Origin of the sequence: Microbacterium pratiae (genome assembly GCF_047302165.1) — a bacterium.
Classification (GTDB): Bacteria; Actinomycetota; Actinomycetes; order Actinomycetales; family Microbacteriaceae; genus Microbacterium.
Map to the genome: position 1 here is coordinate 2,744,382 of NZ_CP154843.1, position 23,164 is coordinate 2,767,545.

Consider the following 23,164-nt stretch of genomic DNA (forward strand, 5'->3'; position numbering starts at 1 on the left):
CGTTCACGAACCCGCCTCCTGCCGCTCGAGGGCGCTGCGGATCGAGGCCGAGATCGGGTCGAGCTTGTGGTTGGCATACCAGACGTAGCCCATCGTGATCGCGAACGTCGTGACGAACTGGCCGAGCCCGAACAGCAGCCCCACGGTGATGTCACCCCAGACCCGCTGAGCCATGAAGTCGGTCGCGAACGACGACAGCAGCACGTACACGAAGTACCAGACGAGGAAGACGATCGTCAGCGGCCACACGAAGCTGCGGTGTTTCCGCTTGAGTTCCTGGAACGGCGCCGAGTGTTCGACGGCGACGTAGTCCACTCCGCCGGGCGGCGGCGAGTGGGTGGGCGATGCGGTCATGTGGCCTCCTTGCCTCATGGGGAGCAGCTCTCCGGCGGTCGTCGTCGTCGAGCGACCGCGGTGGTAGGGTCGACGCTACGAAAGGCGGCAACGAGGCCGTCACCCCCGGAAGTAGGTAGTGCGTGACGGCACTGGCGGCACCCGAGAACGACGCTCAACTGGTCTCCCGCGCGGTGGACGACCTCGCCCGCAGCACCCGCTTCCCGGTCGTCTTCGGCGGCCTCGAAAGGCAGGGCTCGGTACACGTCACCGCCATCGCCGGAGCACGGTCGCACTCGATCGACGACCTGGTGGTCAGGATCGGCCGTGGACTCGGCGGCGCCGCGATGGTCGAGAAGCGCCCACGGCTCGCCCTCGACTACCGCACCGCACGCACCATCACCCACGACTACGACCGCGCGATCCTCGGAGAGGGCATCTCGACGCTCTTCGCCGTGCCGATCGTGACCGACGGTCGAGCGCGCGGGGTGCTGTACTGCGGCTCCTGGTCACAGGCTCCGGTCGGCGACCTCGTCGCACGTCCGGCGTTCCGCGCGGCCGACGCGATCAGCACCGAGCTGCGCATCCGCGACGAGGTGCAGCGGCGGCTCGCCCTCGCTCCGACGCCCGAGGGCGCGGCAGGCCTGTCGGCGGCCGCGCGTGAAGACCTGCGCGAGAGCTTCGCCGAGCTGCGCAGCATCGCCGCGACCGTCGACGATGCCGACCTTCGAGCACGACTCGCGGCGGTCGAGCGTCGTCTCACGACGGTCGCGGGCGACGGAGCCGGTTCCGCGAAGGATGCCGATGTGCAGCTCTCACCGCGCGAGCTCGACGTCCTGGCATGCTGTGCGCTCGGCTCGACCAACGCGGAGATCGGAGCGGCCCTGAGCCTCAGGGAGGGCACCGTGAAGTCGTACCTCCAGGCGGCGATGGCCAAGCTCGATGCCTCGACCCGTCACGCCGCCGTCGCCCGCGCTCGGCGCCTCGGTCTCCTCCCCTGACCCCGGGCCGCCGCGCTCGCCCGCCGACAGCGGCGCCGGATCAGACAGCGGCGCCGGATCAAGCCGCGACGCGCAGGCGACCGCCGTGCTCGGCGATGACCGCGGCGTACTCGGCGATCATCCGATCGCGGCCCAGCCGCCGGCGAGCGCCGAGCGCGACTCCCGAGAAGGCGACGCGCTCGTCGACGGCTCGGCACCAGCCTGCGGCAATTGCATCGGGATCGCGCGACGTGACGATGCCGATCCCGGCGACGAGGCGGGCCGCGTCGCCGACATCCGTCGTGACCGGCACGGCGCCGCTCGCCGCGCCCTCGAGCAGACACAGCGGAGCCGCCTCGCCGAAGGCGCTCGTGAGCGCGACGACGTCGGCGGCGCGGTAGACCGCCGGCATGTCGTCTCGGATGCCGAGGGCATGCACGCGCTCGGCGCCGATGGCGTCCGACATCGCGAGCAGGCCGGCGTTCTCACGCGTCATGCCCGCGCCGCACATGACGTAGTGGGCGTCCGGGATCATTCGGCGGTGCGCCGCGACGGACCGCAGGAAGAGCTCAGGATCCTTCATCGTGTCGAACCGTGCCGCGTAGACGACGACCACCGCCTCGTCGGGAATTCCGAGCTCGCGCCGCACCGGGTCGCCTCCGCGGGTGATCGACGGGCGGAACCGCGACAGGTCGATGCCGTTGTCGACGACGTGACGCGACGCTCCGCCGAGGACGGGCGCGTAGGCGGCATCCGTCGACCGCGCACACGACACCGCGGCCGTCACGATCCCGCGGCGGACGCCGTCGGCGAGCCAGGCGAGGGCCTCGCCGGAGTGCTCCGGATCGGAGCGGTGCAGACAGGTCACGACGGGCCGGGCCGGCAGCATCATCGCGTCGTCGAGGGCGAGCAGCAGTCCCAGCGGCTGCTCTTTGAGGGTGAGCACGACATCGGCCGCGGCGATCGCACGAGAAGCCGCGCGGAGCTGCCGTGACGAGAAGGCATGCGGTGCGTGCGGCACGGCTCCCGCGGTCTTTCCGAGCGAAGCGATCGCGATGCCCGCCGCGCGCAGCGAGCGATATCGCGGGTCGGCGGCCATGTGCTGAACGGTGGCGTCGCGCCGTGCCCGGGATGCGATCGCGAGCACGCTGTGGTGCTGCTCTCCGCTCCGGTGGAGGCCGCCGACCACGTCGCTGTGCAGGATGCGCGCTCCGCCCGCGAAGAAGCCCTCGGTGAGGGAGAGGACGCGAAGCGGAGCGTTCATTCGGGACCTTCGGATCGACGCGGCGGGTGCGATCCATCGTGCGGCAACGCCCGCCCGCGGTGAGTGAACCGCGGACGAGCGTTGCGTGAACGACCGGCGTCGGCGTCGGTCCCGCGAACCGGCTCAGAGGATCGGCTTGCCTCCTGTGACCGCCAGCCGCGCCCCCGAGATGTACGAGGCCTCATCCGACGCGAGCAGCACATACGCTGCGGCGAGCTCCGCCGGCTGGCCGGCACGCCCGAGCGGTGTCTGCTCTCCGAAGCTCTCGACCGCGTCGGAGGGCAGGGTGGCCGGGATGAGGGGCGTCCAGATCGGGCCCGGGGCGACGCTGTTGGCCCGGATGCCGCGCTCACCCAGCATCTGCGCGAGCGAGGCGGTGATGCTCGCGATGGCAGCCTTCGTCGCTGCATACGGCAACAGGTTGGGCGACGGCTGGTCGGACTGCACCGAGCTCGAGCCGATGATCGACGAACCCGGCCCCAGATGCGGCAGGGCTGCCTTGACCAGGTGGAAGAACGCGTCGACGTTCGTCGCCCACGTGAAGTCCCACTCCTCGTCGGGGATCTCCTCGAGCGTCTCGCGATTCATCTGGAAGGCGGCGTTGCTGACGAGGATGTCGATGCCGCCGAGTTCCTCGACGGTGCGACGGACGACCTCGCGGCAGTGCGCCGGGTCGGAGATGTCGCCCGGGATGAGCACGGCGCGGCGACCCGCCTCCTCCACGAAGCGCTTCGCCTCCTCGGCATCCTCGTGCTCGTCGAGGTAGCTGATGGCGACGTCCGCTCCCTCGCGGGCGTAGGCGAGCGCCACCGCCTTGCCGATGCCGCTGTCGCCGCCGGTGATGAGCGCGCGCTTGCCGGTGAGCTTTCCCGACCCGCGGTAGGTCTCCTCGCCGTAGTCGGGCTTCGGCACCATGCGCTGATCGGTTCCCGGGACGTTCTGCTGCTGGGGTTCCATGGTCATCCCTCTCTGTCGTCGAACGGTGTCTCTACCCGACCCCGACCGCGCCTCGGATTCACGGGGGTTGACACGGGGCGGGCCGTTCCGTCACTGCGGGCGCGTGATGCGATGACGCATCAGTCGACGCCGCGAGAGCCGGCGATCGCCACAGCGGGTGCGATGCCGCCGTCCGCCCAGACCGGACCATGACCGGGCAGGACCAGGCGAGCGCCCGTCTCGCGGGAGCCCGGCGTCGATGATGCGGAACGCCTCCGGCGATCGCGCGGGGGTTGACAGGCCGACCGCTCGCCACCCGGCGCGCGGGCGCGATGGTCGCACCGCCTCCGAGAGGAGTCAAGGCCCGTGGCATCCCCCGTCGGCCGGATCTACGTTCGCCGCGCCGACGCACTCGGCGCTCGGTCGATCCCCCAGGAGGCGAGATGTTCTTTCATCGACAGGAACTGCAGTTCGAGGCACGTCCGGAGAAGCCCGACGCGATCTTCGCGCGGCGGATGCAGGAGGTGCTCGGCGGCCAGTACGGCGAGATCACCGTCGCGATGCAGTACGGATTCCAGGCGTGGAACGCCCACATCCCCGGCAAGTACCGCGACCTGCTCTACGGCATCGGGGCCGAGGAGTTCGGCCACGTCGAGATGCTCGCGATCATGATCGCGCAGCTGCTCGAGAAGGCTCCGGCCGAGCAGTCCGAGGCCGCGGCGAAGTCCGACCCCGTGCTCGGGGCGGTGATCGGCGGCATGGACGTGCAGGCCGCGATCGTGGCGGGTGCCGGCGTGCGCCCCGTCGACTCGAACGGCAACCCGTGGCAGGGCTCGTACGTCACGGCGAGCGGCAACCTGCTCGCCGACTTCACCGCCAACGCGAACGCCGAGATGCAGGGGCGCCTGCAGGTGGCCCGGATCTATCACATGACCGAAGACAAGGGCGTGCGGGACATGCTCTCGTTCCTTCTGGCACGCGACACGATGCATCAGAACCAGTGGATCCGGGCGGCCCAGGAGCTGCGCGAAGAGGGAGTGGAGGACATCCCCGTGCCGTCGAACTTCCCGCTCTCGAACGAGGCGCGCGAGCACGCGTACAAGTACATCAACTTCTCGGACGGCGCCGCGGCCGCCGAGGGGTCGTGGGCCTCCGGTCCCACTCCCGACGGCAAGGGCGAGTTCACGTACCTCGACGGTCCCGACACCTCGGTTCCCATGCCGCCGCCGACGCAGCCCGACCCCCGGTTCTACGGCACGGACGCCAAGCCGAACATCATCGACAAGGCCGAGGGCGTGCTTCGCGACAAGCTCTGACGCCTGCCTCGCGGCGCCGCGGCTCGAACCGCCGCCGCGCCGCGATGCAAGGGATCCCGCCCGACACCCCGACCGGATGCCGTCCGGCACGGGGTGTCGGCGACGATCCCTTGCATCGGCGCGCGCGGTGGCGGGCGCGGCGCGGTGGCGGGCGCGGCGCGGGCGGTCAGTCGGCGGTGAAGCCGGCGAGCTTGTGGGTGCCGTCGCAGAACGGCTTGATCGCGCTCACGCCGCAACGGCAGAGCGCCACGGTACGGCGCCGGCGCGGGATCGGCTCGCCCGCATCGTCGAGCAGCTCGACGTCGCCCCGCACGAGCAGCGGCCCGTCGGGGCACGCGGTGATGGTCACGGACGCTGGCTGGTGCTCGGTCACCGTCACTCCTTCTTCCGTAGCGTTCTCATGCTGTTCGCCGCCCGTCGCAGTCGCGCGCCTCGATAGGGATCACCCGGGCGGCGGCCCCGTCGCGGCGATGTGCGGCGAACAGATGCGAGCCCGTCGAGGTACTCCCCCAGCTCGGCCGCATCCGCGCGATGCGTCTCGTCGTCCCAGCGCAGCGGCAGAACGTACTCGACGTCCTCCTCGCCCATCACACGGCGCGGTCGGGATGGATGCCGCTGCTCCGAAGCGCGATGCGGCCCGCCTCCCAGGCCGCGAGGACGTCGTCACCGACGAGGTCGTCCAGCAACAGGCATGCGCGGGCGCCGAACAGGATGTCGGGCAGCAGCTCGGGCTCGTCCTCGGCGAGCGAGCCGGCGAGGTCGCGGCCGGCGATCTGCTCGTGCACGGCGTCGGCCTCGACGTGCTCATCGAAGTACCAGGTGACGTCGGTTCCGAATCCGAGACGCCGGAAGCCGTCGCCGTACGATCGGTTGGGGATCGACGAGGTCATCTCGAACGCGGCGAGGTGCCCGACGATCGCCCCGCGCAGACGCCGGTGGAGGCCGAAGAGCGACATGGCGTTGTGGCTGGCCAGGACGAGCGCCGGAACGGCGTCGATATACGCCCCGTAGGCGTCGTCGAGGCCCACCCCGCGCACGGTCTGGGCGAAGATCGTCGCGTGCACCCGGGCCGGGTCGCCGCCGCCGTACTCGTCGGACTGGATCTCGACGAGAGCGGCCTTCGCTCGACCCCGAAGCCGCGGGATCGCCCACGAGTGCGGGTCGGCCTCTCGAAGCGTGTAGACGGTGCGGAGGATGAGGAACTCGTGCAGCTGCTCGATCGACGCCTTCTTCGCGACGAAGCGCGCCATCCCCGGGCCCGCGGTCGGAGCGGTCAGGTCGAACAGCCAGCGCGCGACGGCATCCCTCTCCGGCTCGGGCAGATCGGCGGTCATGGCAGCGGAACGCAACGCCACCTCGAAGGCACGCTCGATGCGGCCGCGCGCGGCGATGAGCGACGGCTCCCACTCCCATGAGACGTCGAGTCCGGGAAGCGAGCCGTAGTGAATCGCGTACATGAGGAACAGCGCGAGCTGCAGATCGTCGTCGCGGAGGATGTCGGCCGTCTCGGCGAGGGCCCGCCCGACGATCTCGGGAGCGTCGGCCGGGAGCCCGCTCGTGACCGGCGCGACGAGCACCCGCTGCAGCATGGCGCTCACGGGCCCCCGGGGTTCGAACGGCAGGGGCTCGGCGACGTCGAGGTCGACGGGGACGGGCTCGGTGGTGATGCTCATGGTGCTCCTCGGGGGGTGACAGCCGTGACCGTACGTGCGCGTCGCGGCATCCTCCGAGCGGGTTGACCCGTGTCATCCAGGTGTGCAAGCAGTGTGCGCCTCACCGCCGCGGCGCGTGGACGATAGCGCGCGATGGTCAGCTCGTCCAGCCCGTGGGCGGCACTCGCGGGGCCGCGCAGTGTGACGCACGAACCCCGGCAGAAAGGTAACCGATGAAGGCCATGACCTATCGCGGACCGTACAAGGTTCGCGTCGAAGAGAAGCCCGATCCTCGGATCGAACACCCTCACGATGCGATCGTGCGCGTGACGCTCGCCGCTATCTGCGGCTCGGACCTGCACCTCTACCACGGCATGATGCCCGACACCCGCGTCGGTCATACATTCGGCCACGAGTTCATCGGCGTCGTCGAACAGCTCGGCGGCGCCCTGACGAACCTCGCCGTGGGCGACCGCGTGATGGTTCCGTTCAACATCTTCTGCGGCTCGTGCTATTTCTGTGCACGCGGACTCTTCTCGAACTGCCACAACGTCAACGCGAACGCGACCGCCGTGGGCGGCATCTACGGCTATTCGCACACGGCGGGCGGGTACGACGGCGGTCAAGCCGAGCTCGTGCGCGTTCCCTTCGCCGATGTCGGCCCGACCGTCATCCCCGACTGGATGTCGGACGAAGACGCCCTCCTTCTCACCGATGCTTACTCGACGGGCTACTTCGGCGCGCAGCTGGGCAACATCGTCGAGGGAGACACGGTGATGGTGCTCGGCGCCGGGCCCGTGGGCCTGGCCGCGGCGCAGTCGGCCTGGCTCATGGGCGCGGGACGGGTCATCTCGTTCGACCACCTCGACTACCGCCTGACGAAGGCCCGCGAGTTCGCCCACGCCGAGACGGTGAACATCTCCGAGCACCGCGATGTCGTGGTGGAGATGAAACGGATGACCGACTATCTCGGCGCCGATGTCGTCATCGATGCCGTGGGTGCCGAGGCCGACGGCAACGTCACCCAGCACGTGACGTCGGCGAAGCTCAAGCTGCAGGGCGGTTCACCGGTCGCGCTGAACTGGGCGATCGACGGAGCCCGGAAAGGCGGGTCGGTCTCGGTGATCGGCGCATACGGCCCGCTGTTCAGCGCGGTGAAGTTCGGCGACGCCCTCAACAAGGGGCTGACTCTGCGCATGAACCAAGCACCGGTCAAGCGCCAGTGGCCGCGCCTGTTCGAACACATCCGGGCGGGGTACATCTCGCCGAGCGATCTGATCACCCATCGCATCCCCCTCGACCACATCGCCGAGGGCTACCACATGTTCTCGTCCAAGCTCGATGACTGCGTGAAGACCGTCGTCGTCCCTTCGGAAGGCTGACCCATGAGCACGAACTCCGCCGATATCCCCACCCCGTACACCGCGAGCGTGCCGCGACCGGCGCCCGATCGCGCGGCGCTGCGGGCGCGTATTCCGGGCTGGGGCGTCGATCTCGATCCCGCAGACCGCCCATCGGGCACCGTCGAGAGGATCGACCCCGCCGCCGCCGACCGCGGGATGCCGCCACGGCAAGCGGACGACCCCGGCCGGGAACGCTCGATCGAGCACGCCTTCCTGACACCGGTGTACGGCACAGCGCAGCCCCTCCACGGCCTGTCGGGACACATTCGCCGATGGGCGTACGCCCGATTCAGCGAGGGGCGCGTCGCGCACTGGCTGCTGCTCGTCGCGGGCGATCGGGTCGACGCCGTCGGTGCCCACGTGCGTTCGCTCGCGTCGGCGCATCCCGACAACCCGATCACCGAGACCGGCGTCTTGAGCGAGACCCGGCGGCGTCCGATCCGGTCGCGGTTCGGACGCGGACGCATCGATCAGCGCCACACCTGGCTCGATCCGCTCCTCGTCGCAGGACCGTGGGTGCTTGCGGGATGGCTCGTGCTCCGCGGCGCACGTCGCGTCCTCCGACGCCGCTAGACGGCTCGAGGCGGCCGCGGCGTCTCGGCCGCGGCCGCCGGATCGCCGAGACCGTGGTGGACTGCGCCCGAGCTCGGCGTCGCGTCGTCGCCGCGTCGCAGACAGGACCGGACCAGGTCGGCGGCCAGTCGCGTCGTCAGGCCGGGCGCGACGCGGTGCCCTGCGAGAGCCGCGCGCGCCTTCCACCCGACGGCGAGCCGCTCGCGCGGAGCGACCGCAGCACGCAGGATCGCGTCCGCGACGACTTCGGGCTCGTCCATCAGCGGCAGTCGCAACGCACGCCCGGCGTGATTGCCGGCGTGGCGCCAGAACGGGGTACGCACGGCCCAGGGCAGCACCGCCGCCACCGCCACGCCGGTGATGCCGGCGAGCCGCAGCTCCTGCCGCAGGGCGCGGGTGAGCGAAAGCACCCCCGCCTTCGTCGCGGCGTACGACGCCTGAAGGGCGAGGGGCACGACGCTCTCGACCGATGCCGTGTTCACGATGACGCCGCTCCCCCGCTCGATGAACCGGCTCAGAGCGATGTGCGTCCCGCGCATCACTCCGGCCAGGTTGGTGTCGACGACGCGGAGGTGCTCGTCGAGCGGCGCCTCCCAGAACGGTGCCACCGTGGCGACGCCGGCATTGCCGACCCAGACATCGATCGATCCGAATACCCGCTCGGCCTCGATGGCGAGCCACTCGAGATCCTCGGTGCGGCCGACGTCGCCGGGCACGACGTGCGCCCGGCCGCCGCGGTCCCGGATGCATCGGGCGAGATCGTCCAGCGCGTCCGCACGCCGCGAGAAGACGACGACGCTCGCACCGGCCGCCGCGGCGCGCAACGCCACCGCGCGACCGATGCCGCTGGAGGCGCCGACCACGACAATCGTGCGGCCGGCGAGACGGGGATGCGAAGTGGTCGCGCTCATCGATGCAGGATCGATCGCGTGGGCGCGGATGTCGAGCCCCGTTGCGCCCGCTCGCCGTAACCGCTAGCCGTCGGCCGCTCGTCGCGGCGCGGCCCTCAGGACCCGTCGCGCAGGTCGGTCAGCGTCCGCTCGGTGTACACGATGTGGGAGAACCGCACGTCGCAGCCGTCCCCCGTCGGGCTCTGGGCTTCGAACCCGACCCGGACCTCGTCGCCGTCGACCTGGGGCAGCGCGAAGGCTCGCACCATCGACCACGTCTGACCGTCGGTAGAGGCGTGGAAAGCGAACACGCGCCCGACGCGCGAGACACGCAGCCACACCTCGCCGCCCGCGACATCGAACGCGTTGGCGTCGTCGGAGACGTCACGGGTGACGACCGAGACCACCATGGGCGTGCCCGCGGGCGCGGCCTCGAAGCAGAGCTTGGCCCATCGGCGCTCGTCGATCCAGACCAACAGCACTCCCGCGTCGAACGTCGCCCGGAAGTCGACGCCGACCCGCGCCTGCAGAGTGAAGTCTTCTGCGGGCGGTACCGCGGTCAGGCTCACGGCGTTCATCATCGACTCCGCCGCCGTGCTGCCCGCACCGCTCGGGTCGACGAAGAGGTCGCTGCGCGGCTTCGCGGTGACCGCGAGTCCACCCTCCCGCACCTCCCACGGCCACGCCTCGGAAGGGACGAGAGGAACGGGGAACGCGGGGACGACGACGTCGGCGGTGCTCATGCTCCCCAGTATTCCGGGAGCAAAGCACCGCCGATGGACATCATGGCGGCGTGGCCGTCAACGATCGGTCCGGGCCTCCTCCGCGGCCTCTTCGGCCTCGGCACCCTCTTCGGGCGACTCGGAGCCGGCGGATGCCGCGTCGTCGCCCTCGTGCTGGTGCCCGTCGTCGCGTCCGTGGTGGTCAGCGCTCATGTCACTTCTCCGATCCGCTCGTGTGCGCCCCGCGCCTGCGGGACACCTCCACTGTGCACGTGAAGCGGATGACGCGAACCGGGGTTGCCCCGGGAGCGGATGCGTGCGAAACGCGCCACGCCCCCGGGCGACGCCGAGGTGTCAGTCGCCGGGCTCCGAGCGGTGCCGGGGCTTGCGCGCGGGACGGTCGTCACGGTCGCGCGGACGGTCGTCACGGTCGAAGCGTCCGCGGGCGCTGCGGCTCGGGCCGCCCGTGTCGACGCGGATCTCGATCGCCTTGCCCGAGATGCGGGTGTCGGCGAGCCGGTCGAGCGTCGACTGCGGCATGTCGGACGGCAGCTCGACGAGCGAGAAGTCGGGGCGGATCTGGATGGCCCCGAAGTCGCCGCGGCTGAGGCCGCCCTCATTCGCCAGCGCGCCGACGATCTGACGGGGCTCGACGCGGTGCCGCTTGCCCACCGCGATGCGGTACGTCGTCATGTTGGGGTTGCTCGCGCGCGGACGACGCTCGGGACGTCCTTCGCGGTCGTCGCGATCGAACGAGCGCGGGGCGCGGTCCTCGCGCGGCGCGCGCGCACGGGGCTCGGGGTCGGGCTCGAGCAGCAGCGGGGTCTCGCCCTGCGCGACGACGGCGAGCGCAGCCGCGACATCGACCTCGGGAACGTCGTGGTGACGCACGTAGTGGGCGACGATGTCGCGGAACCGCTCGATCCGATCGGTGTCCTCCAGCGCCGCGGTGATGCGGTCGTCGAAACGCGACAGGCGGGTGACGTTGACCTCGTCGACGCTCGGCAGCTGCATCTGGGTCAGCGGCTGGCGCGTCGCCCGCTCGATCGCGTTCACGAGCCCGCGCTCGCGCGGGGTGACGAAGCTGATCGCGTCGCCGGTGCGACCGGCACGCCCGGTACGCCCGATGCGGTGCACGTACGACTCGGTGTCGGTCGAGATGTCGAAGTTGACGACGTGCGAGATGCGCTCGACGTCGAGGCCGCGGGCCGCGACATCCGTGGCGACCAGGATGTCGAGCTTGCCCGACTTCAGCTGATTCACGGTGCGCTCGCGCTGGACCTGGGCGACGTCGCCGTTGATGGCCGCGGCCGAGTAGCCGCGGGCGCGGAGCTTCTCGGCGACCTCCTCGGTCGCGCTCTTCGTGCGGGCGAAGACGATCATCGCCTCGAAGTTCTCGACCTCGAGGATGCGCGTGAGCGCGTCGATCTTCTGCTGGAACGACACGATCAGGTAGCGCTGAGTGATCGTCGAGGAGGTCGTCGTCTTCGACGCGACGGTGATCTCCTCGGGGTCGTTGAGGTACTGCTTCGACATCCGGCGGATCGCGGCGGGCATCGTCGCCGAGAAGAGCGCGACCTGCTTGGTGTCGGGAGTGTCGGCGAGGATCGTCTCGACATCCTCGGCGAAGCCCATCTTCAGCATCTCGTCGGCCTCGTCGAGGACGAGATACTTCAGCTCCGACAGGTCGAGCGTGCCCTTGTCGAGGTGGTCCATGATGCGGCCGGGGGTTCCGACGATGACGTGCACGCCTCGGCGCAGCGCCGACAACTGCACGCCGTAGCCCTGGCCGCCGTAGACGGGGAGGACGTGAACGCCCTTCGTGCGCGACGCGTACTTCTCGAACGCCTCGCACACCTGCAGCGCGAGTTCACGCGTGGGTGCCAGAACGAGGGCCTGCGGGGTCTTCTGCGTCAAATCGAGCCGGTCGAGGATCGGCAGCGCGAACGCCGCGGTCTTACCGGTTCCGGTCTGCGCGAGGCCGACGACGTCGCGTCCCTCGAGCAGCGTCGGGATCGTCGCCGCCTGGATCGCCGAGGGCGTCTCGTAGCCCACATCGGAGAGCGCCTTCAGGACCTGCTCCCCCAGCCCGAGGTCGCGGAAAGTGATGACGGGCGGCTCGTCGACGGGCTCGGGTGCGGGCTGTTCAGCAGAAGTGGACACGCTTCAGGGTAATCCGCCCGTGCCGAGATCGCATGATCGGCCCGGCGCGGCCGAGCCCGGTGCCCTAGCCTCGAACCAGGTCGACGGACTCGAGGGGGTACCGATGCCGGAGTGGCTGCTCTTCACCATCGCGGCGGTGGTCTTCTCCGTCGCCGCGACCTGGCTGGCCAAGCGGGCGCTCGAGGCCCGCGTCGGCTGGGTGCGCGGACCGCTCGTCTCGCTCGTCGTCTTCGTCGTCTTCGGGCCGCTGGGCATCTGGGTGCTGCGCGGCGCCGGCGTGCTGCAGGAGAACGGCCTGCTGACCGACGCGCCCGTCGCGATCGGCTTCGTGTTCCTCGTGCTGGCCTGGCTGTTCGCGATCGTGCTCATCGCGCTCATCACGCTCGAGCTCATGTGGCCCGCTCGCCCGCCGGTCGGCCCCATCACCTACGTCCGCGAGGCGCTGCACCGCCGCCGACGCGCGGTTCGCTACGCACGCATCGTCGCGATCGCCTCACGTCACGGCCTCGGGGGGATGCGCAGCGAGTCCGCGCGCGCCGAACTGCCCCGCGCACTGGCGGCCACCCTCGACGATGCGGGCGTCACCTTCGTCAAGCTCGGTCAGATCCTGTCGACCCGCAACGACCTGCTTCCTGCCGAGATCACCAGCGCACTCGCGTCGCTCCAGATGGACACGACCCCGATCCCCTGGAACGAGGCTAAGGCCGCGATCGAGAAACAGCTGGGCCGGCCGATCGAGCTCGTCTTCGCCGAGATCGACGAGACACCGCTGGCTGCGGCATCCGTCGGTCAGGTCCACAGCGCGCGGTTGAAAGACGGCCGCGCCGTCGTGGTGAAGATCCAGCGCCCGAAGGCCCGGGCGCAGGTCGCGACCGACCTCGACATCATCGAGCGCGCAGCCGCCGACCTCGAGCGGCGAACAACATGGGCGAAGGATGTCGGCGCGTCGGCCCTCGCCGCGCAGTTCGCCGTCGCCCTGCGCGAAGAGCTCGACTACCGCGTCGAGGTCGCGAACATGGAGATGCTGCGCGACTCGATGACAGCCGCCGACGCTCGCGCGGTGCGGATCCCCGACGTGTACCCCGACCTGTGCACGGAGCAGCTCATCGTCATGGAGCATGTGCGCGGCATCCCGTTCAGCCGGCTGCCCGAGCCGGGAAGCGACGCGCCGGGTGCGGTGGCCCCCGACGACGCGACGCGCATCGCCGACGCCGTGCTCGACGTCATCGTCGGGCAGATCGCGCTGCGAGGTGTCTTCCACGCCGACCTCCACCCGGGCAACCTGATCCTGCAACCCGACGGCATCGTCGCCCTCATCGACTTCGGCTCGGTCGGCATCATCGAACGCAGCATGCGGCGCCTCTTGCTGCCGATGCTCGTCGCGTTGCACAACGAGGACGACTCGGGGGCGACGGATGCCGTGCTGATGCTCGTGAAGCCGCGCCCCGACGCCGAGCTCGATGTCGGGGCGCTGCAGCACGACATCGGCGTCATCCTCACGCGCCTGCACAACTCCAACGCCGATCAGCACCTTTTCACCGCGCTCATCGAGGTGCTCCGCCGGCACCGGCTCGCGCTTCCGCCCGGGCTGCTGCTGGGATTCCGGACGCTCGGCGCGATCGAAGGCACGCTGCGGCGCCTCGACCCCGACTACGACATGATCAAGCGCGCCCTGTCGCGTGCACCGCAGTACGCCCTGCACATGGGCGACCCGCGCTCGGCGGCGATGACCGCGCAGGTGCAGGTGCAGCTCGGGATCGAGCGGGCACGCGAGCTGCCCCGCCGGGTCGACGGCATCCTGAACGACCTCGAGTCGGGACGGCTCACGGTGCGGCTGCGCGCGCTCGAATCCCCCGACGACCGGTCCTGGGTCGAGTCGCTCACGGGTCGCTTCACGACGACGCTCGTGGGAGCCACGCTCGTGATCGTCGGTGTCATGCTCGGCGTCGTTCAACACGGCCCGCTGCTGACCGACTCGGTGTCGGTGTTCCCGTTCCTGGGTAGTGTGGTCGGGCTCGGCGGCCTGTTGTTGCTGCTGCGTTCTCTGCGAACGGCGCTCGTCCGCCGCGATGGAAGGTGACCCTGTGAAGATCCGCGATCTCGTCCACTTCGTCGCCGTCGCCGACACTCTGCATTTCCCGCGCGCGGCCGAGAAGATCGGTGTCTCGCTTCCCGTGCTGTACTCGTCGATCGACAGGCTCGAAGAAGAGATCGGGCAGCCGCTGTTCGTCAAGGACGGCGGCAAGCCCCGTCTGACCCCGGCGGGCACACTGCTGCTCGCGGACGCACGCGCCGAGGTCGCCGCGGCTCCGGCCCCGGCGGTCGCGCCCCGACAGAAAGCGTCAGGCGGCGGCAAGGCGAAGGCGTCGAAGGGCTCGGGTCGCGCGCCCATCGTGAAGGGTCAGCCCAAGCCGTACAAGAAGCGCCAAGGACGCTGACCCCTCAGCCGCGGGAGCCCTCGACCGTCACCTCACCCGGGGGTCGACGAGGAACTTCATCGTGTCGGGGTCGGCGTTGCGCGCGAAGAACCCGGCGAGGTCGTCGAGGCCACCGCGCGCCGTGACGAGGTCGTCCACGCGCACGGCACCCGAGGCGACCAGCTGGATGGCGAGCGGCCAGGTGTCGACGTAGCGGAAGAGACCCTCGACGACGAGCTCGCGACTCTGGAGCAGGAAGAGGTCGAGGTCGACGGTCGCCGATCCCATGCCGACGAGCACGGCGCGCCCGGCACCACGGAGCGATCGCAGACCCGCGGCGATCGCCGCTCGCGCACCCGAGGCGTCGACGAACGCGTCCATGCGGCCGTCGAGCTCGGCCACCTCCCCAGGATCGACCGCACGGGTGGCTCCGTGCGCGAGCGCGACATCCCGTCGAGCCGCGACCGGGTCGGCCACGACGACCTCCGCGGCGCCGAAGGCGCGCGCCGCGGCCCCGGTGAGGATGCCGATGGGGCCGGCCCCGGCGACAAGCACCCGCGAGCCCGGCACCACCCCGGCCTTCCGCACGGCGGCGATCCCGACCGACAGCGGCTCGAGGAGCGCGCCCTCGTCGTCGCTCATCGTCTCGGGCAACGGGTGCGCAGCGTCTGCGGGCACCGCGAGATAGCGCGCGAACGCGCCGTTCTCAGGCGGCGCCGAGGGGAACCGCATCCGCTCGCAGAGGTTCGAGCGACCGGCACGACAGGCCGCGCACCAGCGGCAGGGACGCTGCGGATCGATCGCGACGCGCTCCCCGACCCGGTGTTCGTCGGCTGGCGAGGCGACCGCGGCGATGACCCCGGCCGCCTCGTGTCCGAGGATGAGCGGGCTCTCCACGACGAGATCGCCGACCCGGCCGTGCTCGAAGAAGTGCACGTCCGACCCGCAGAGCCCGACGGCCGTGAGCTCGACGAGCACGTCGCCGGGTTCCATCGCCGGCACCGCCACGTCGCGGATCTCGAGCCGCCGCGGCGAGACCAGCACGCTCGCCATCATGCTTTCGGGGATGCCGCTCATGCGTGCACCCGCCTCGTGGCCGGCTCGATCGCCGCCCCGTCCGCGTCACCCGCGTCGCGCTCCTGGTCGTAGCGCGCCAGGGCGGCGGCGAGGTCGTCGGCACGACGTCGCGCGGTCTCGGCGGGGTCGAGAGAGAACAGCAGCGTCTCGGGAAGCGACGTCGCGAAGTAGTCGACGCGTGCGGGCGCCGAGCGCAGTTCGCTCACCCGTGCCGCGACGCGCGAGCGCAGGTCGGTCGCGACGTTCTCGTCGCCCCGGGCACGGGCGGCTCGGGCTCCGTCGAGCGATTCCGTGTCGGTCTCGGCGGCCAGGGCCTCCGTCGCCGCCGTCCGCCACGCGTCATCGGCTGCGCCCGTGTCACCCAGCTGCGCCCGAAGACGTCCGAGCCGCAGCCAGAGTGACGCGCGACTGTCGAGCAGGTGCCATGCCTCCCCGAGCGAGCGAGGCGCGTCGAGCGCTCGCTCGAGCAGCGCCGCTGCGCGCGCGGCGTCGTGCCCGAACTCACCGGCACGCGCGATCGACGCCCGGGCGAAAGCACGGATCGCCACGCCCTCGCCGCCTTCCCACGGCTGAAGGGGTCTGCTCAGGAGCAGGTCGAGAGCCTCCGCGGACCGCCCGACCGTGGTCAGCAGGTCGGCCACCGTCACGAGGAGGTCGTCGCGCACGATGATCCGGTCTCGGTTCGGCTCGAGTCTCGCCAACCGAGCGGCCGCCGAGATGCCGCGACGCTGGGCGAGCTGGTCGAGCTCGAACCAGAGCCGCGGGTCGTCGCTCACCTCGACGGCTCGGTCGTACAGCGCGGCAGCGGCGTCGAGGTCCCCCTCGACCTCCGCCGTGGCCAGCGCCGTGTTCCGCAGCAGCACGCCGTCGCCCGTCGCGTCGTCCACCGCGGCGCGCCAGTGGGCCAGCGCGTCCGTCCGTCGTCCGCGGTCGTACAGCCACATGCCGAGCAGCGACCGTGCTCGGGCGTCCGCCGGGTCCGCGGCTACCGCGGCCGCGAGGGCGTCGTGCGCGTCGAGCCCCGCGGGGAAGACCCAGTCGGCGGGTGCGTGCTGCGCTCGACGGCGCGCCTCGGCGGCGGCATCCGCCTCACCGGCCTCGTCGAGCATCCGCGCCCGGACGTACTCGGCGACGGGGGCGATGCCGCCGGCGCCCGTAGCCGAAGACGTGGAGGCTGCGGCGAGCGCGGCGAGCGCGTCGTCGCGCTGCCCTGCGCGGGCGAGGTCGCCCGCGAGATCGAGCAGCACCAGGCCGTCGCCCGGCAGGGTGCCGCCACCGATGAAGCCGGTGAGCACGTCCAGGCGATCGGTCCGACCGAGCGCCGCGAGCTCGGCCGCCGCTTCGTCCTCCCGTCCGAGACGCCGCAGCACGATCACCCGGATGTTGCGGGCGAGCGGGTCATCCGATCCATGGCGCAGCGCGTCATCGAGTCGGCCGAGTGCCGCGACATCCCGCCCCGCTCGCGCGTCGAGTAGAGCCATCTGGACGCTGGCGGGGTGCGCCCACCGCACATCCCAGGCGGCCTTGGCGAACGCGTCGTAGGCCCGCTCATCGTGGCCTCGACGCGTTTCGACGAGTCCGAGGCGGTAGTGCGCCTCGCCGTCGGCGGGGTTCGGGTTGCGGAAGGTCAGCCGGTCGATGGCGGCGCGCAGGTATCCGGCAGCCGCTTCGTACTCCCCCCGTCCGTAGGCGGAGGCGCCGAGCACCGTGTTCGAGCGGGCATCGCCCGGGTCACGGCGAACCGCCTCCTCCCAGTACGGCTCGGGATGCCGCGTCGGGTGGCGGTACTGCGCGAGGTGGACGCCCGTGAGGTACAGCTCGTCGGCCGAGGCGATGTCGGCCGGAAGCGGCGGCTCGGTCGCGACGGCGGGCTCGGGCGCACCGTCGTCGTCCGCGCGCGGACGCCAGCGAACGAGCTCACGGTCGCCGTCGTGGACGACCACCTCCACATCAGTGGCATCGATCCCCTCCGGGCAGGACAGCGAATCGACGAAGGGACGGCCCGGCTCGAGACCCACGACGCGTTCCTCGGTGTCGGTCCCGACGGTGATCCGCAGGTGAGCCTCGGGCACCGCCGAGGTGACGGCGACGCCGACGTGCACCTGTCCCGCGTCGAGGCGGACCGAGACGGCCGCATCCTTCGTCGCCTGGTGCGCCGCCCCGATGCCGGTGATCGGGAACCAGAACTGCGAGAACGTCTTGACCTCCCCCGGTGCGAGGTACGAGAAGTCGGGCTGATTGTCGGTGTACACACCGGCCATCAGCTCGACATATGGGCCGTCGCCGTTGGTCAGCTGGTCGTCCCAGGCGTGGCCGAAGGGAGCATTGCCCCAGGTCCACTGCTTCTTGCCCGGCGCGATGCGCCGATCGGCCCAGTGCACGAAGCCCGCTCCGACCGCGTGGTCGTATCCGCCGAAGAAGTCGTCGCGCGTCTCGACCACCATGTACGACGTCGGCACGGGGATGTTGCCGTAGTAGTCGATGCGGTCTGCGTCGGGGCGATTCGCGTCGACCCGGGCAGGGTAGTCGACGCCGTAGTAGGGGCGGTCGGCTCGCGGGAAGGCGGTGATGGCGCGACGCGCATGATCGGCGACGTAGCGGACGTCGGTCGGGAAGAACGACTGGTAGTCCTCGTGCGCACGCGCCGCAACGTTGGCCCACCAGAGGAACGTCTGCGGAACCTCGGTGCGGTTGTGCAGCCGTGCGCGCAGCTCGATCAACGAGCTGTCAGGTCGCAGGCGGATGCCGTGGGTGCCGCGCATGCGAGCGAAGGGATCGTGATCCGACATCCAGACCGTGACCGCGCCGTCCGGCTCGCGCTCGATCCAGCTCTCCATGGGAAGGAAGGTCGCGGGCCGGTGGTGCTGCGGCCAGTTGAACTCGACGCCGCCCGACACCCAGGGGCCGGCCAGGCCGACGAGGGCGGGCTTGATGACGTTGTTGCGGTAGAAGAAGTCGTAGTCGGCGGTCTTGTCGTAGCCGATGTGGATGCGGCCGCCGAGCTCGGGAAGCAGCACCAGCCGGATCCACCGGTTCTCGAGGTGCACGGCGCGCCAGTCGCGATCGCGCGGCTCGGCGGCGATCCGCTCGGTGAACGGCAGCGGGTACACCCGCCCGCTCGATCCCTGGTAGACGCGACGGTCGAAGAACATCGGGAGCTTCTCCGGTTGCGCCGGCTCGTAGGTGGGGATCGTGAGCGGCTGCTCCCAGACGGCCACACCGCCGTCGTCGAGCGTCACCTGCTCGTCCGCGGGCGGCTCGGGAAGTCGCAGCGAGGATGTCGAGGTCGAATGCATGCCTCCAGCGTCGCCGAGCGCACGAGCGTGCGACATGGCGGAAGCGTCCGTGCACCTGGACGATTCGCCGATGTGCCAGGATGACGATCATGGCCATCTCCGACGGTTTCGCGGGCGAACGACTGTGCGTCGTGCCAGCGCCCGCGATCACCGCAGCACTGCAGCGCCCCGTGACCCGCCGGCTCGTCGTCACCGACGCCGGCTGGTTCCCGCACGCCGCGGATCACGGACGCACCCGCGAGCGCGGCATTCGCACGACGATCGTCATCGTGTGCACGGCGGGCGCGGGATGGGTCGAGATCGCCGGCACGCGCCATCGCGTACAGGCCGGTACCGCGGTGGTGATCCCCGCACGCACACCGCACGCCTACGGAGCGGATGCCGACGATCCCTGGACGATCTGGTGGTGCCATGTCGTCGGCTCCGACGTCGACGACCTCACTGCGGCGATCGGCACCACGGCCGCGCGCCCGCTCGTGCGCCTCCACAGCGTCGAGCGCGCGGTGTCGCTGCTCGATGAGATCGTGCGAGGGCTCGAACGCGATCAGTCACCCGTGCGTCTCGTCGCCGTCACGGGTGCCGCGTTCAAGCTCATGACGCAGCTCGCGTCCGACCAGGCGCTTCCCGAGCGCGGCGACCCGCTGGAGCGCGCCATGACGTTCCTGGCCGAGCGGCTCGACAGCGCGGTGCCGGTCAGCGAGCTGGCCGCGCTCGTCGGCGTATCGGCATCCCACCTCACGTCGCTGTTCCGGCGTGCGACGGGCGGCGGCGTCCTGGCGTACCACACGGGCCTCCGGATGACGGCAGCACGCACCCTCCTGGAGCGCACCGACCGCACCGTCGGCCAGATCGCGACGGATGTGGGCTACAGCGACCCGTTCTACTTCTCCCGGCACTTCCGACGCGTGCACGGCATGAGCCCGAGCCGCTACCGGGAGGAGCGTCGCGGATGACGCCGCTCAGTCTCCGACGCGGGCGGCGGTCGTCGGGGCTGCGAGGATCTCGGCGTTCAGACGCCGCTGCCACGCGACGTCCGACCATTGCGGATGATGGGGCGCCGCGTTCGAGCTGAGCACCATGCCCCACACCCCGTGCTCGAGTGCGGTCCGCACCCCGTGCTCGGCGAGCTCGGTTCCGACCGGGCCGTCTTCGAAGTCGGCCCGCAACGGGGTGTAGCCGACCCAGCCCTCCCCCACGACCGCGGGGATGCCGCGACGCCGCGACCACGCGGCGAGCGCCGTCACCCGTGACCCGATCTCACGCAGCATCTCTTCGCGGTAGAGCCCGTAGTGGTTGTAGAGCCAGCGATCCCAGAGATCGGGGTCGACCCAGTCGTACCCGTAGATCTGCTGGTCGGTGATGACGGTGGCCTCGAACTTCCAGTCGGCGGCGCGGCCATATTCGGCGAACGTGGGCGCGTCGTCGACCAGCAGCGCTCGCATGGCCTCGCCGGGGAAGCCGTCGGTGCCTTCGGAGCGGATGTCGATGCGTCGCTGCAGCGCGTCGAGCACGCCGTACGCGTAGACGTGCAGCTGGCCGACCTGGAAACGCTCGGAGAGTCCCGCGAGGTCGAGGAAGGGCGCTTTGCCGTAGCTCGCGGTGACGAGGTGACCGGGGTGCGCGGCCCGCACTCGATCGAGGGCGGCATCCCCGCCGTCGGCGAAGGCGGGGACGATCGCGAAGTCGACCTCGTTGTGGAGCTCGGCGAAGGCGATCGTGTCGGACAGCCCCGCGGCCTCGATCTCATCAAGCATCCGGATCGTCGCCGTCGCCAACGCGTCGTAGCGGTCGGTGAGCGGCACGGCGTCGATCACGCGGAACCAGCGCTCGTCCGCCGCGAACGCCGGCGACTGCTGGTACTCCCAGCTCGCGAGGATCACGACGATGCCGCGTTCGCGGGCGCCGCGCAGCAGATCGAAGAAGCGCGTGCGGAGGTCGAGCCGGTAGCCGCCGGGCACGTCGTACCAGCGTGTTCCGTTGCCGAAAACCTCACCGTGCGGCGAGCGCCCGAGCCCTTCGATCTCGAGGTCGCTCGCGAGGTCGTCGAGCCCGAGGCCGCCGAACAGCAGCAGCGGCGCCGCGCAGATGCGGATGGCGTTGTAGCCGCGGTCGACCGCTTCGTCGAGGGCGGCGCCGAGGTCGGCGTATGGCTCGCCCGCGCCGGCACGCGTGTACCAGGAGAAGTCCCACAGCGTGATCGTGAGGCGCGGCGGCAGGTGAGCGGGAACGGCACCCGTCAGCGCCCGGGTGTCGGGGGCCGGGTCGTGTCCGGAGCCGAGATAGCGGGTCATCGGGTCATCCCTTCGTCGCGCCGGCGGTGAGACCGGCTCGCCAGAATCGTTGCAGAGCGGCCATGACCACGATGAGCAGCACGGCCGAGACCGCGGCTCCCGTGACGACGAGCTCGTAGTACAGGGGTGCGCGCTGCGTCTGACCGTTCCACAGCATGAGCCCGAGGGTGACCGGGAACGTGCGGGCGTCGTTCAGCATGACGAGCGGCAGCAGGTAGTTGTTCCAGATTCCCACGAACTGGAAGAGGAACACCGTCACGAGGGCGGGTGCCATCATGCGGGTGGCCATGGTCGCGAAGATGCGCACGTCGCCGGCGCCGTCCAGGCGCGCGGCCTCGATGACCTCGTCGGGCACGCCCGCGGTGGCGTAGATGCGGCAGAGGTAGACGCCGAACGGGCTGACGATGCTCGGCAGCAGGAACGACCAGTACGTGCCGGTGAGGCCTACGGCGTTGAACATGAAGTAGGTCGGCAGCGCGATGACGGTCGCGGGCACGAGGACGCCGCCGAGGATCATCGCGAACACGGCCTCTCGTCCGGCGAAGGCATACTTCGCGAAGGCGTAGCCCGCCGCGCCGCTGAGGATCGTCGCGATCAGCGCGCCGAGCCCCGAGTAGAACAGGCTGTTGAGCAGCCACTGCGTGTAGATGCCGCGATCGGTCGCGAAGAGGTTCTGGAGGTTGGTCAGCGGCTGGGGCGCATCGCTGAACCAGAGTCCGAATGTCCCGAAGAGGTCGGCGTTGCTCTTGGTCGCGGCGAACAGCACCCATACGACCGGCAGCGCGAAGTAGACGAGCGCTGCGACCAGCACGGCCAGGGTCGGCAGCGATGCCCAGAACCCCGCGCCCGGTCCCCCGGCGCGGCGGGCCGCCCGGCGATCCCGACGATCGGATGCCGCGCCGGTGGTGACCGAGCGGGTGGATTCGGTGACGGGCGCGATCACCATGCGCGGTTCCCCTTCCGGTTGACCAGCCGCAGGAACACGAACGAGAACACGAAGGCGATGACGGCGACGATGACGGCCATCGCGGCGGCGAGGTTCGGGTTGCTCTGCGTGAACGCCTGGTTGTAGGCGGCGAGGTTCGGTGTGTAGTCGGTGTTGATGGCGGTCGTCAGCGGGCGGAGCACGAGGGGCTCGACGAACAGCTGCAGCGTGCCGATGATCGTGAACACCGTGGTCAGCACGAGCGAGGGCCGCAGCAGCGGCAGTTTGATCTCCCACACGATGCGCCACTCGCCTGCGCCGTCGATGCGGGCGGCCTCGTACAGGTCGGCGGGCACGGCCTGGAGCGCCGCGATGAGCACGAGCATGTTGTAGCCGGCGAACGTCCAGATGCCGATGTTCGCGATGGCGAACATGACGGTGCCCGATTCGAGGGGTGCGGCCGAGATGCCGAGGGCGGAGAGCCCCTGGAGAATCGGACTCGTGCTCGGCACGTAGAGGAAGCTCCACAGCAGCGAGGCGATGACGCCGGGCACGCCGTACGGCATGAAGAACGCGACGCGGAAGAACTGCGGCCAGCGCGCCCGGGTCGACTCCAGCAGCAGGGCGAGCACCGCCGAGAGCACGACCATCAGCGGTACTTGGATGAGGGCGAAGACGGCGATGCGTACGAGGCTCGAGACGAACGCGGGGTTCGCGAGCGCCCGGACGTAGTTGTCGAGACCGACGAAGAGCGTCTCCGGCGCTCCGAGGCCGAGGCCGCTCGCGCGCACCGAGAACAGGCTCTGCACGATGGCCCAGATGATGGGCGCGACGTAGAAGACGGCGAAGGCGAGGAGGAACGGGCCGAGGAGCAGCAACAGCGGCAGCCGGCTTCGGGTGGTGTGCATGCGATTCCCTTCGGGGCG

At 70.7% G+C, this 23,164-nt stretch carries 22 protein-coding genes; 7 read left to right on the forward strand and 15 right to left on the reverse strand.

The window, feature by feature from the left end; genetic code table 11:
- Positions 1–3 precede the first annotated feature (3 nt).
- A complete protein-coding gene (locus AA0Y20_RS13010; protein ID WP_412939619.1) occupies positions 4–354 on the reverse strand; it encodes a DUF485 domain-containing protein in 351 nt (116 codons plus the stop codon).
- Positions 355–476: 122 nt separating this feature from the next.
- Between AA0Y20_RS13010 and AA0Y20_RS13015 the strand changes: the two genes are divergently transcribed.
- Positions 477–1,334, forward strand: a complete 858-nt coding sequence (locus tag AA0Y20_RS13015) for a LuxR C-terminal-related transcriptional regulator (protein WP_412939621.1) — start codon at positions 477–479, stop codon at positions 1,332–1,334.
- A gap of 58 nt (positions 1,335–1,392) precedes the next feature.
- Here the strand turns inward: AA0Y20_RS13015 and AA0Y20_RS13020 are convergent, their stop codons facing one another.
- Entirely contained in the window at positions 1,393–2,577 is a 1,185-nt protein-coding gene (locus AA0Y20_RS13020) for a glycosyltransferase (RefSeq protein WP_412939623.1), read from the reverse strand.
- 123 nt (positions 2,578–2,700) lie between these two features.
- Positions 2,701–3,540, reverse strand: a complete 840-nt coding sequence (locus AA0Y20_RS13025; RefSeq protein ID WP_412939624.1) for an SDR family oxidoreductase — start codon at positions 3,538–3,540, stop codon at positions 2,701–2,703.
- Between the two features lie 416 nt (positions 3,541–3,956).
- On the opposite strand from AA0Y20_RS13025, the gene AA0Y20_RS13030 reads away from it, so the two are divergent.
- On the forward strand, positions 3,957–4,829 hold the full coding sequence (locus AA0Y20_RS13030; protein WP_412939625.1) for a manganese catalase family protein: 873 nt from the start codon (positions 3,957–3,959) through the stop codon (positions 4,827–4,829).
- 166 nt (positions 4,830–4,995) lie between these two features.
- Here the strand turns inward: AA0Y20_RS13030 and AA0Y20_RS13035 are convergent, their stop codons facing one another.
- From AA0Y20_RS13035 to AA0Y20_RS13045, 3 genes are read right to left on the reverse strand one after another with little or no spacing between them, the layout of a single operon-like run.
- Positions 4,996–5,178 carry a CDGSH iron-sulfur domain-containing protein gene (locus tag AA0Y20_RS13035; RefSeq protein ID WP_412939626.1) on the reverse strand — a complete coding sequence of 61 codons (183 nt, stop codon included), beginning with the start codon at positions 5,176–5,178 and terminating at the stop codon, positions 4,996–4,998.
- Positions 5,179–5,204: 26 nt separating this feature from the next.
- Positions 5,205–5,417 (reverse strand): hypothetical protein, encoded by a 213-nt coding sequence (locus AA0Y20_RS13040; protein ID WP_412939627.1) that lies wholly within the window; start codon positions 5,415–5,417, stop codon positions 5,205–5,207.
- Positions 5,417–6,502, reverse strand: a complete 1,086-nt coding sequence (locus AA0Y20_RS13045) for an iron-containing redox enzyme family protein (RefSeq protein WP_412939628.1) — start codon at positions 6,500–6,502, stop codon at positions 5,417–5,419. Before AA0Y20_RS13045 ends, AA0Y20_RS13040 begins: the two co-directional genes overlap by 1 nt.
- A gap of 212 nt (positions 6,503–6,714) precedes the next feature.
- Between AA0Y20_RS13045 and AA0Y20_RS13050 the strand changes: the two genes are divergently transcribed.
- On the forward strand, positions 6,715–7,863 hold the full coding sequence (locus AA0Y20_RS13050) for a zinc-dependent alcohol dehydrogenase (RefSeq protein ID WP_412939629.1): 1,149 nt from the start codon (positions 6,715–6,717) through the stop codon (positions 7,861–7,863).
- A gap of 3 nt (positions 7,864–7,866) precedes the next feature.
- Complete coding sequence (locus AA0Y20_RS13055) at positions 7,867–8,457, forward strand: hypothetical protein (protein ID WP_412939630.1); 591 nt, start codon at positions 7,867–7,869, stop codon at positions 8,455–8,457.
- Here the strand turns inward: AA0Y20_RS13055 and AA0Y20_RS13060 are convergent.
- From AA0Y20_RS13060 to AA0Y20_RS13075, 4 genes are all read right to left on the reverse strand, one after another.
- Positions 8,454–9,368 (reverse strand): SDR family NAD(P)-dependent oxidoreductase, encoded by a 915-nt coding sequence (locus tag AA0Y20_RS13060; protein WP_412939631.1) that lies wholly within the window; start codon positions 9,366–9,368, stop codon positions 8,454–8,456. The two genes, AA0Y20_RS13055 and AA0Y20_RS13060, sit on opposite strands and share 4 nt — an antisense overlap.
- A 95-nt stretch (positions 9,369–9,463) precedes the next feature.
- Positions 9,464–10,090 carry a DUF1349 domain-containing protein gene (locus tag AA0Y20_RS13065; RefSeq protein ID WP_412939632.1) on the reverse strand — a complete coding sequence of 209 codons (627 nt, stop codon included), beginning with the start codon at positions 10,088–10,090 and terminating at the stop codon, positions 9,464–9,466.
- A gap of 57 nt (positions 10,091–10,147) precedes the next feature.
- Entirely contained in the window at positions 10,148–10,282 is a 135-nt protein-coding gene (locus AA0Y20_RS13070) for a hypothetical protein (RefSeq protein ID WP_412939633.1), read from the reverse strand.
- A gap of 141 nt (positions 10,283–10,423) precedes the next feature.
- Positions 10,424–12,232, reverse strand: coding sequence for a DEAD/DEAH box helicase (locus tag AA0Y20_RS13075; protein WP_412939634.1), 1,809 nt, complete (start codon positions 12,230–12,232; stop codon positions 10,424–10,426).
- 103 nt (positions 12,233–12,335) lie between these two features.
- Here AA0Y20_RS13075 and AA0Y20_RS13080 point away from each other — a divergent pair, with 103 nt between their 5' ends.
- On the forward strand, positions 12,336–14,312 hold the full coding sequence (locus tag AA0Y20_RS13080) for an ABC1 kinase family protein (protein ID WP_412939635.1): 1,977 nt from the start codon (positions 12,336–12,338) through the stop codon (positions 14,310–14,312).
- A gap of 4 nt (positions 14,313–14,316) precedes the next feature.
- The gene (locus AA0Y20_RS13085) at positions 14,317–14,670 is read left to right on the forward strand and encodes a helix-turn-helix domain-containing protein (RefSeq protein WP_412939636.1); all 354 of its coding nucleotides are present in this window, start codon (positions 14,317–14,319) and stop codon (positions 14,668–14,670) included.
- Positions 14,671–14,697: 27 nt separating this feature from the next.
- Here the strand turns inward: AA0Y20_RS13085 and AA0Y20_RS13090 are convergent, their stop codons facing one another.
- Both AA0Y20_RS13090 and AA0Y20_RS13095 read right to left on the reverse strand, forming a co-directional pair.
- Positions 14,698–15,726, reverse strand: a complete 1,029-nt coding sequence (locus AA0Y20_RS13090) for an alcohol dehydrogenase catalytic domain-containing protein (RefSeq protein WP_412939637.1) — start codon at positions 15,724–15,726, stop codon at positions 14,698–14,700.
- Complete coding sequence (locus tag AA0Y20_RS13095) at positions 15,723–19,022, reverse strand: DUF5107 domain-containing protein (protein ID WP_412939638.1); 3,300 nt, start codon at positions 19,020–19,022, stop codon at positions 15,723–15,725. The genes AA0Y20_RS13090 and AA0Y20_RS13095 overlap by 4 nt, the downstream gene beginning before the upstream one ends.
- A gap of 89 nt (positions 19,023–19,111) precedes the next feature.
- On the opposite strand from AA0Y20_RS13095, the gene AA0Y20_RS13100 reads away from it, so the two are divergent.
- A complete protein-coding gene (locus AA0Y20_RS13100; protein ID WP_412939640.1) occupies positions 19,112–19,975 on the forward strand; it encodes an AraC family transcriptional regulator in 864 nt (287 codons plus the stop codon).
- Between the two features lie 6 nt (positions 19,976–19,981).
- On the opposite strand, the gene AA0Y20_RS13105 is transcribed toward AA0Y20_RS13100, so the two are convergent.
- The 3 genes from AA0Y20_RS13105 to AA0Y20_RS13115 are packed head-to-tail and all read right to left on the reverse strand — an operon-like array spanning position 19,982 to position 23,146.
- Entirely contained in the window at positions 19,982–21,313 is a 1,332-nt protein-coding gene (locus tag AA0Y20_RS13105; protein WP_412939642.1) for a cellulase-like family protein, read from the reverse strand.
- A 4-nt stretch (positions 21,314–21,317) separates the two neighbouring features.
- A complete protein-coding gene (locus AA0Y20_RS13110; protein WP_412939643.1) occupies positions 21,318–22,259 on the reverse strand; it encodes a carbohydrate ABC transporter permease in 942 nt (313 codons plus the stop codon).
- A complete protein-coding gene (locus tag AA0Y20_RS13115) occupies positions 22,253–23,146 on the reverse strand; it encodes a carbohydrate ABC transporter permease (RefSeq protein WP_412939644.1) in 894 nt (297 codons plus the stop codon). The genes AA0Y20_RS13110 and AA0Y20_RS13115 overlap by 7 nt, the downstream gene beginning before the upstream one ends.
- Between the last annotated feature and the right edge of the window lie 18 nt (positions 23,147–23,164).

Coding starts and splice junctions, on each gene's coding strand:
- AA0Y20_RS13010 (WP_412939619.1), bottom strand. CDS start 354: ATGACCGCATCGCCCACCCACTCGCCGCCGCCCGGCGGAGTGGACTAC.
- AA0Y20_RS13020 (WP_412939623.1), bottom strand. CDS start 2,577: ATGAACGCTCCGCTTCGCGTCCTCTCCCTCACCGAGGGCTTCTTCGCG.
- AA0Y20_RS13025 (WP_412939624.1), bottom strand. CDS start 3,540: ATGACCATGGAACCCCAGCAGCAGAACGTCCCGGGAACCGATCAGCGC.
- AA0Y20_RS13030 (WP_412939625.1), top strand. CDS start 3,957: ATGTTCTTTCATCGACAGGAACTGCAGTTCGAGGCACGTCCGGAGAAG.
- AA0Y20_RS13040 (WP_412939627.1), bottom strand. CDS start 5,417: ATGGGCGAGGAGGACGTCGAGTACGTTCTGCCGCTGCGCTGGGACGAC.
- AA0Y20_RS13045 (WP_412939628.1), bottom strand. CDS start 6,502: ATGAGCATCACCACCGAGCCCGTCCCCGTCGACCTCGACGTCGCCGAG.
- AA0Y20_RS13050 (WP_412939629.1), top strand. CDS start 6,715: ATGAAGGCCATGACCTATCGCGGACCGTACAAGGTTCGCGTCGAAGAG.
- AA0Y20_RS13055 (WP_412939630.1), top strand. CDS start 7,867: ATGAGCACGAACTCCGCCGATATCCCCACCCCGTACACCGCGAGCGTG.
- AA0Y20_RS13060 (WP_412939631.1), bottom strand. CDS start 9,368: ATGAGCGCGACCACTTCGCATCCCCGTCTCGCCGGCCGCACGATTGTC.
- AA0Y20_RS13065 (WP_412939632.1), bottom strand. CDS start 10,090: ATGAGCACCGCCGACGTCGTCGTCCCCGCGTTCCCCGTTCCTCTCGTC.
- AA0Y20_RS13070 (WP_412939633.1), bottom strand. CDS start 10,282: ATGAGCGCTGACCACCACGGACGCGACGACGGGCACCAGCACGAGGGC.
- AA0Y20_RS13080 (WP_412939635.1), top strand. CDS start 12,336: ATGCCGGAGTGGCTGCTCTTCACCATCGCGGCGGTGGTCTTCTCCGTC.
- AA0Y20_RS13090 (WP_412939637.1), bottom strand. CDS start 15,726: ATGAGCGGCATCCCCGAAAGCATGATGGCGAGCGTGCTGGTCTCGCCG.
- AA0Y20_RS13095 (WP_412939638.1), bottom strand. CDS start 19,022: ATGCATTCGACCTCGACATCCTCGCTGCGACTTCCCGAGCCGCCCGCG.
- AA0Y20_RS13100 (WP_412939640.1), top strand. CDS start 19,112: ATGGCCATCTCCGACGGTTTCGCGGGCGAACGACTGTGCGTCGTGCCA.
- AA0Y20_RS13105 (WP_412939642.1), bottom strand. CDS start 21,313: ATGACCCGCTATCTCGGCTCCGGACACGACCCGGCCCCCGACACCCGG.
- AA0Y20_RS13110 (WP_412939643.1), bottom strand. CDS start 22,259: ATGGTGATCGCGCCCGTCACCGAATCCACCCGCTCGGTCACCACCGGC.
- AA0Y20_RS13115 (WP_412939644.1), bottom strand. CDS start 23,146: ATGCACACCACCCGAAGCCGGCTGCCGCTGTTGCTGCTCCTCGGCCCG.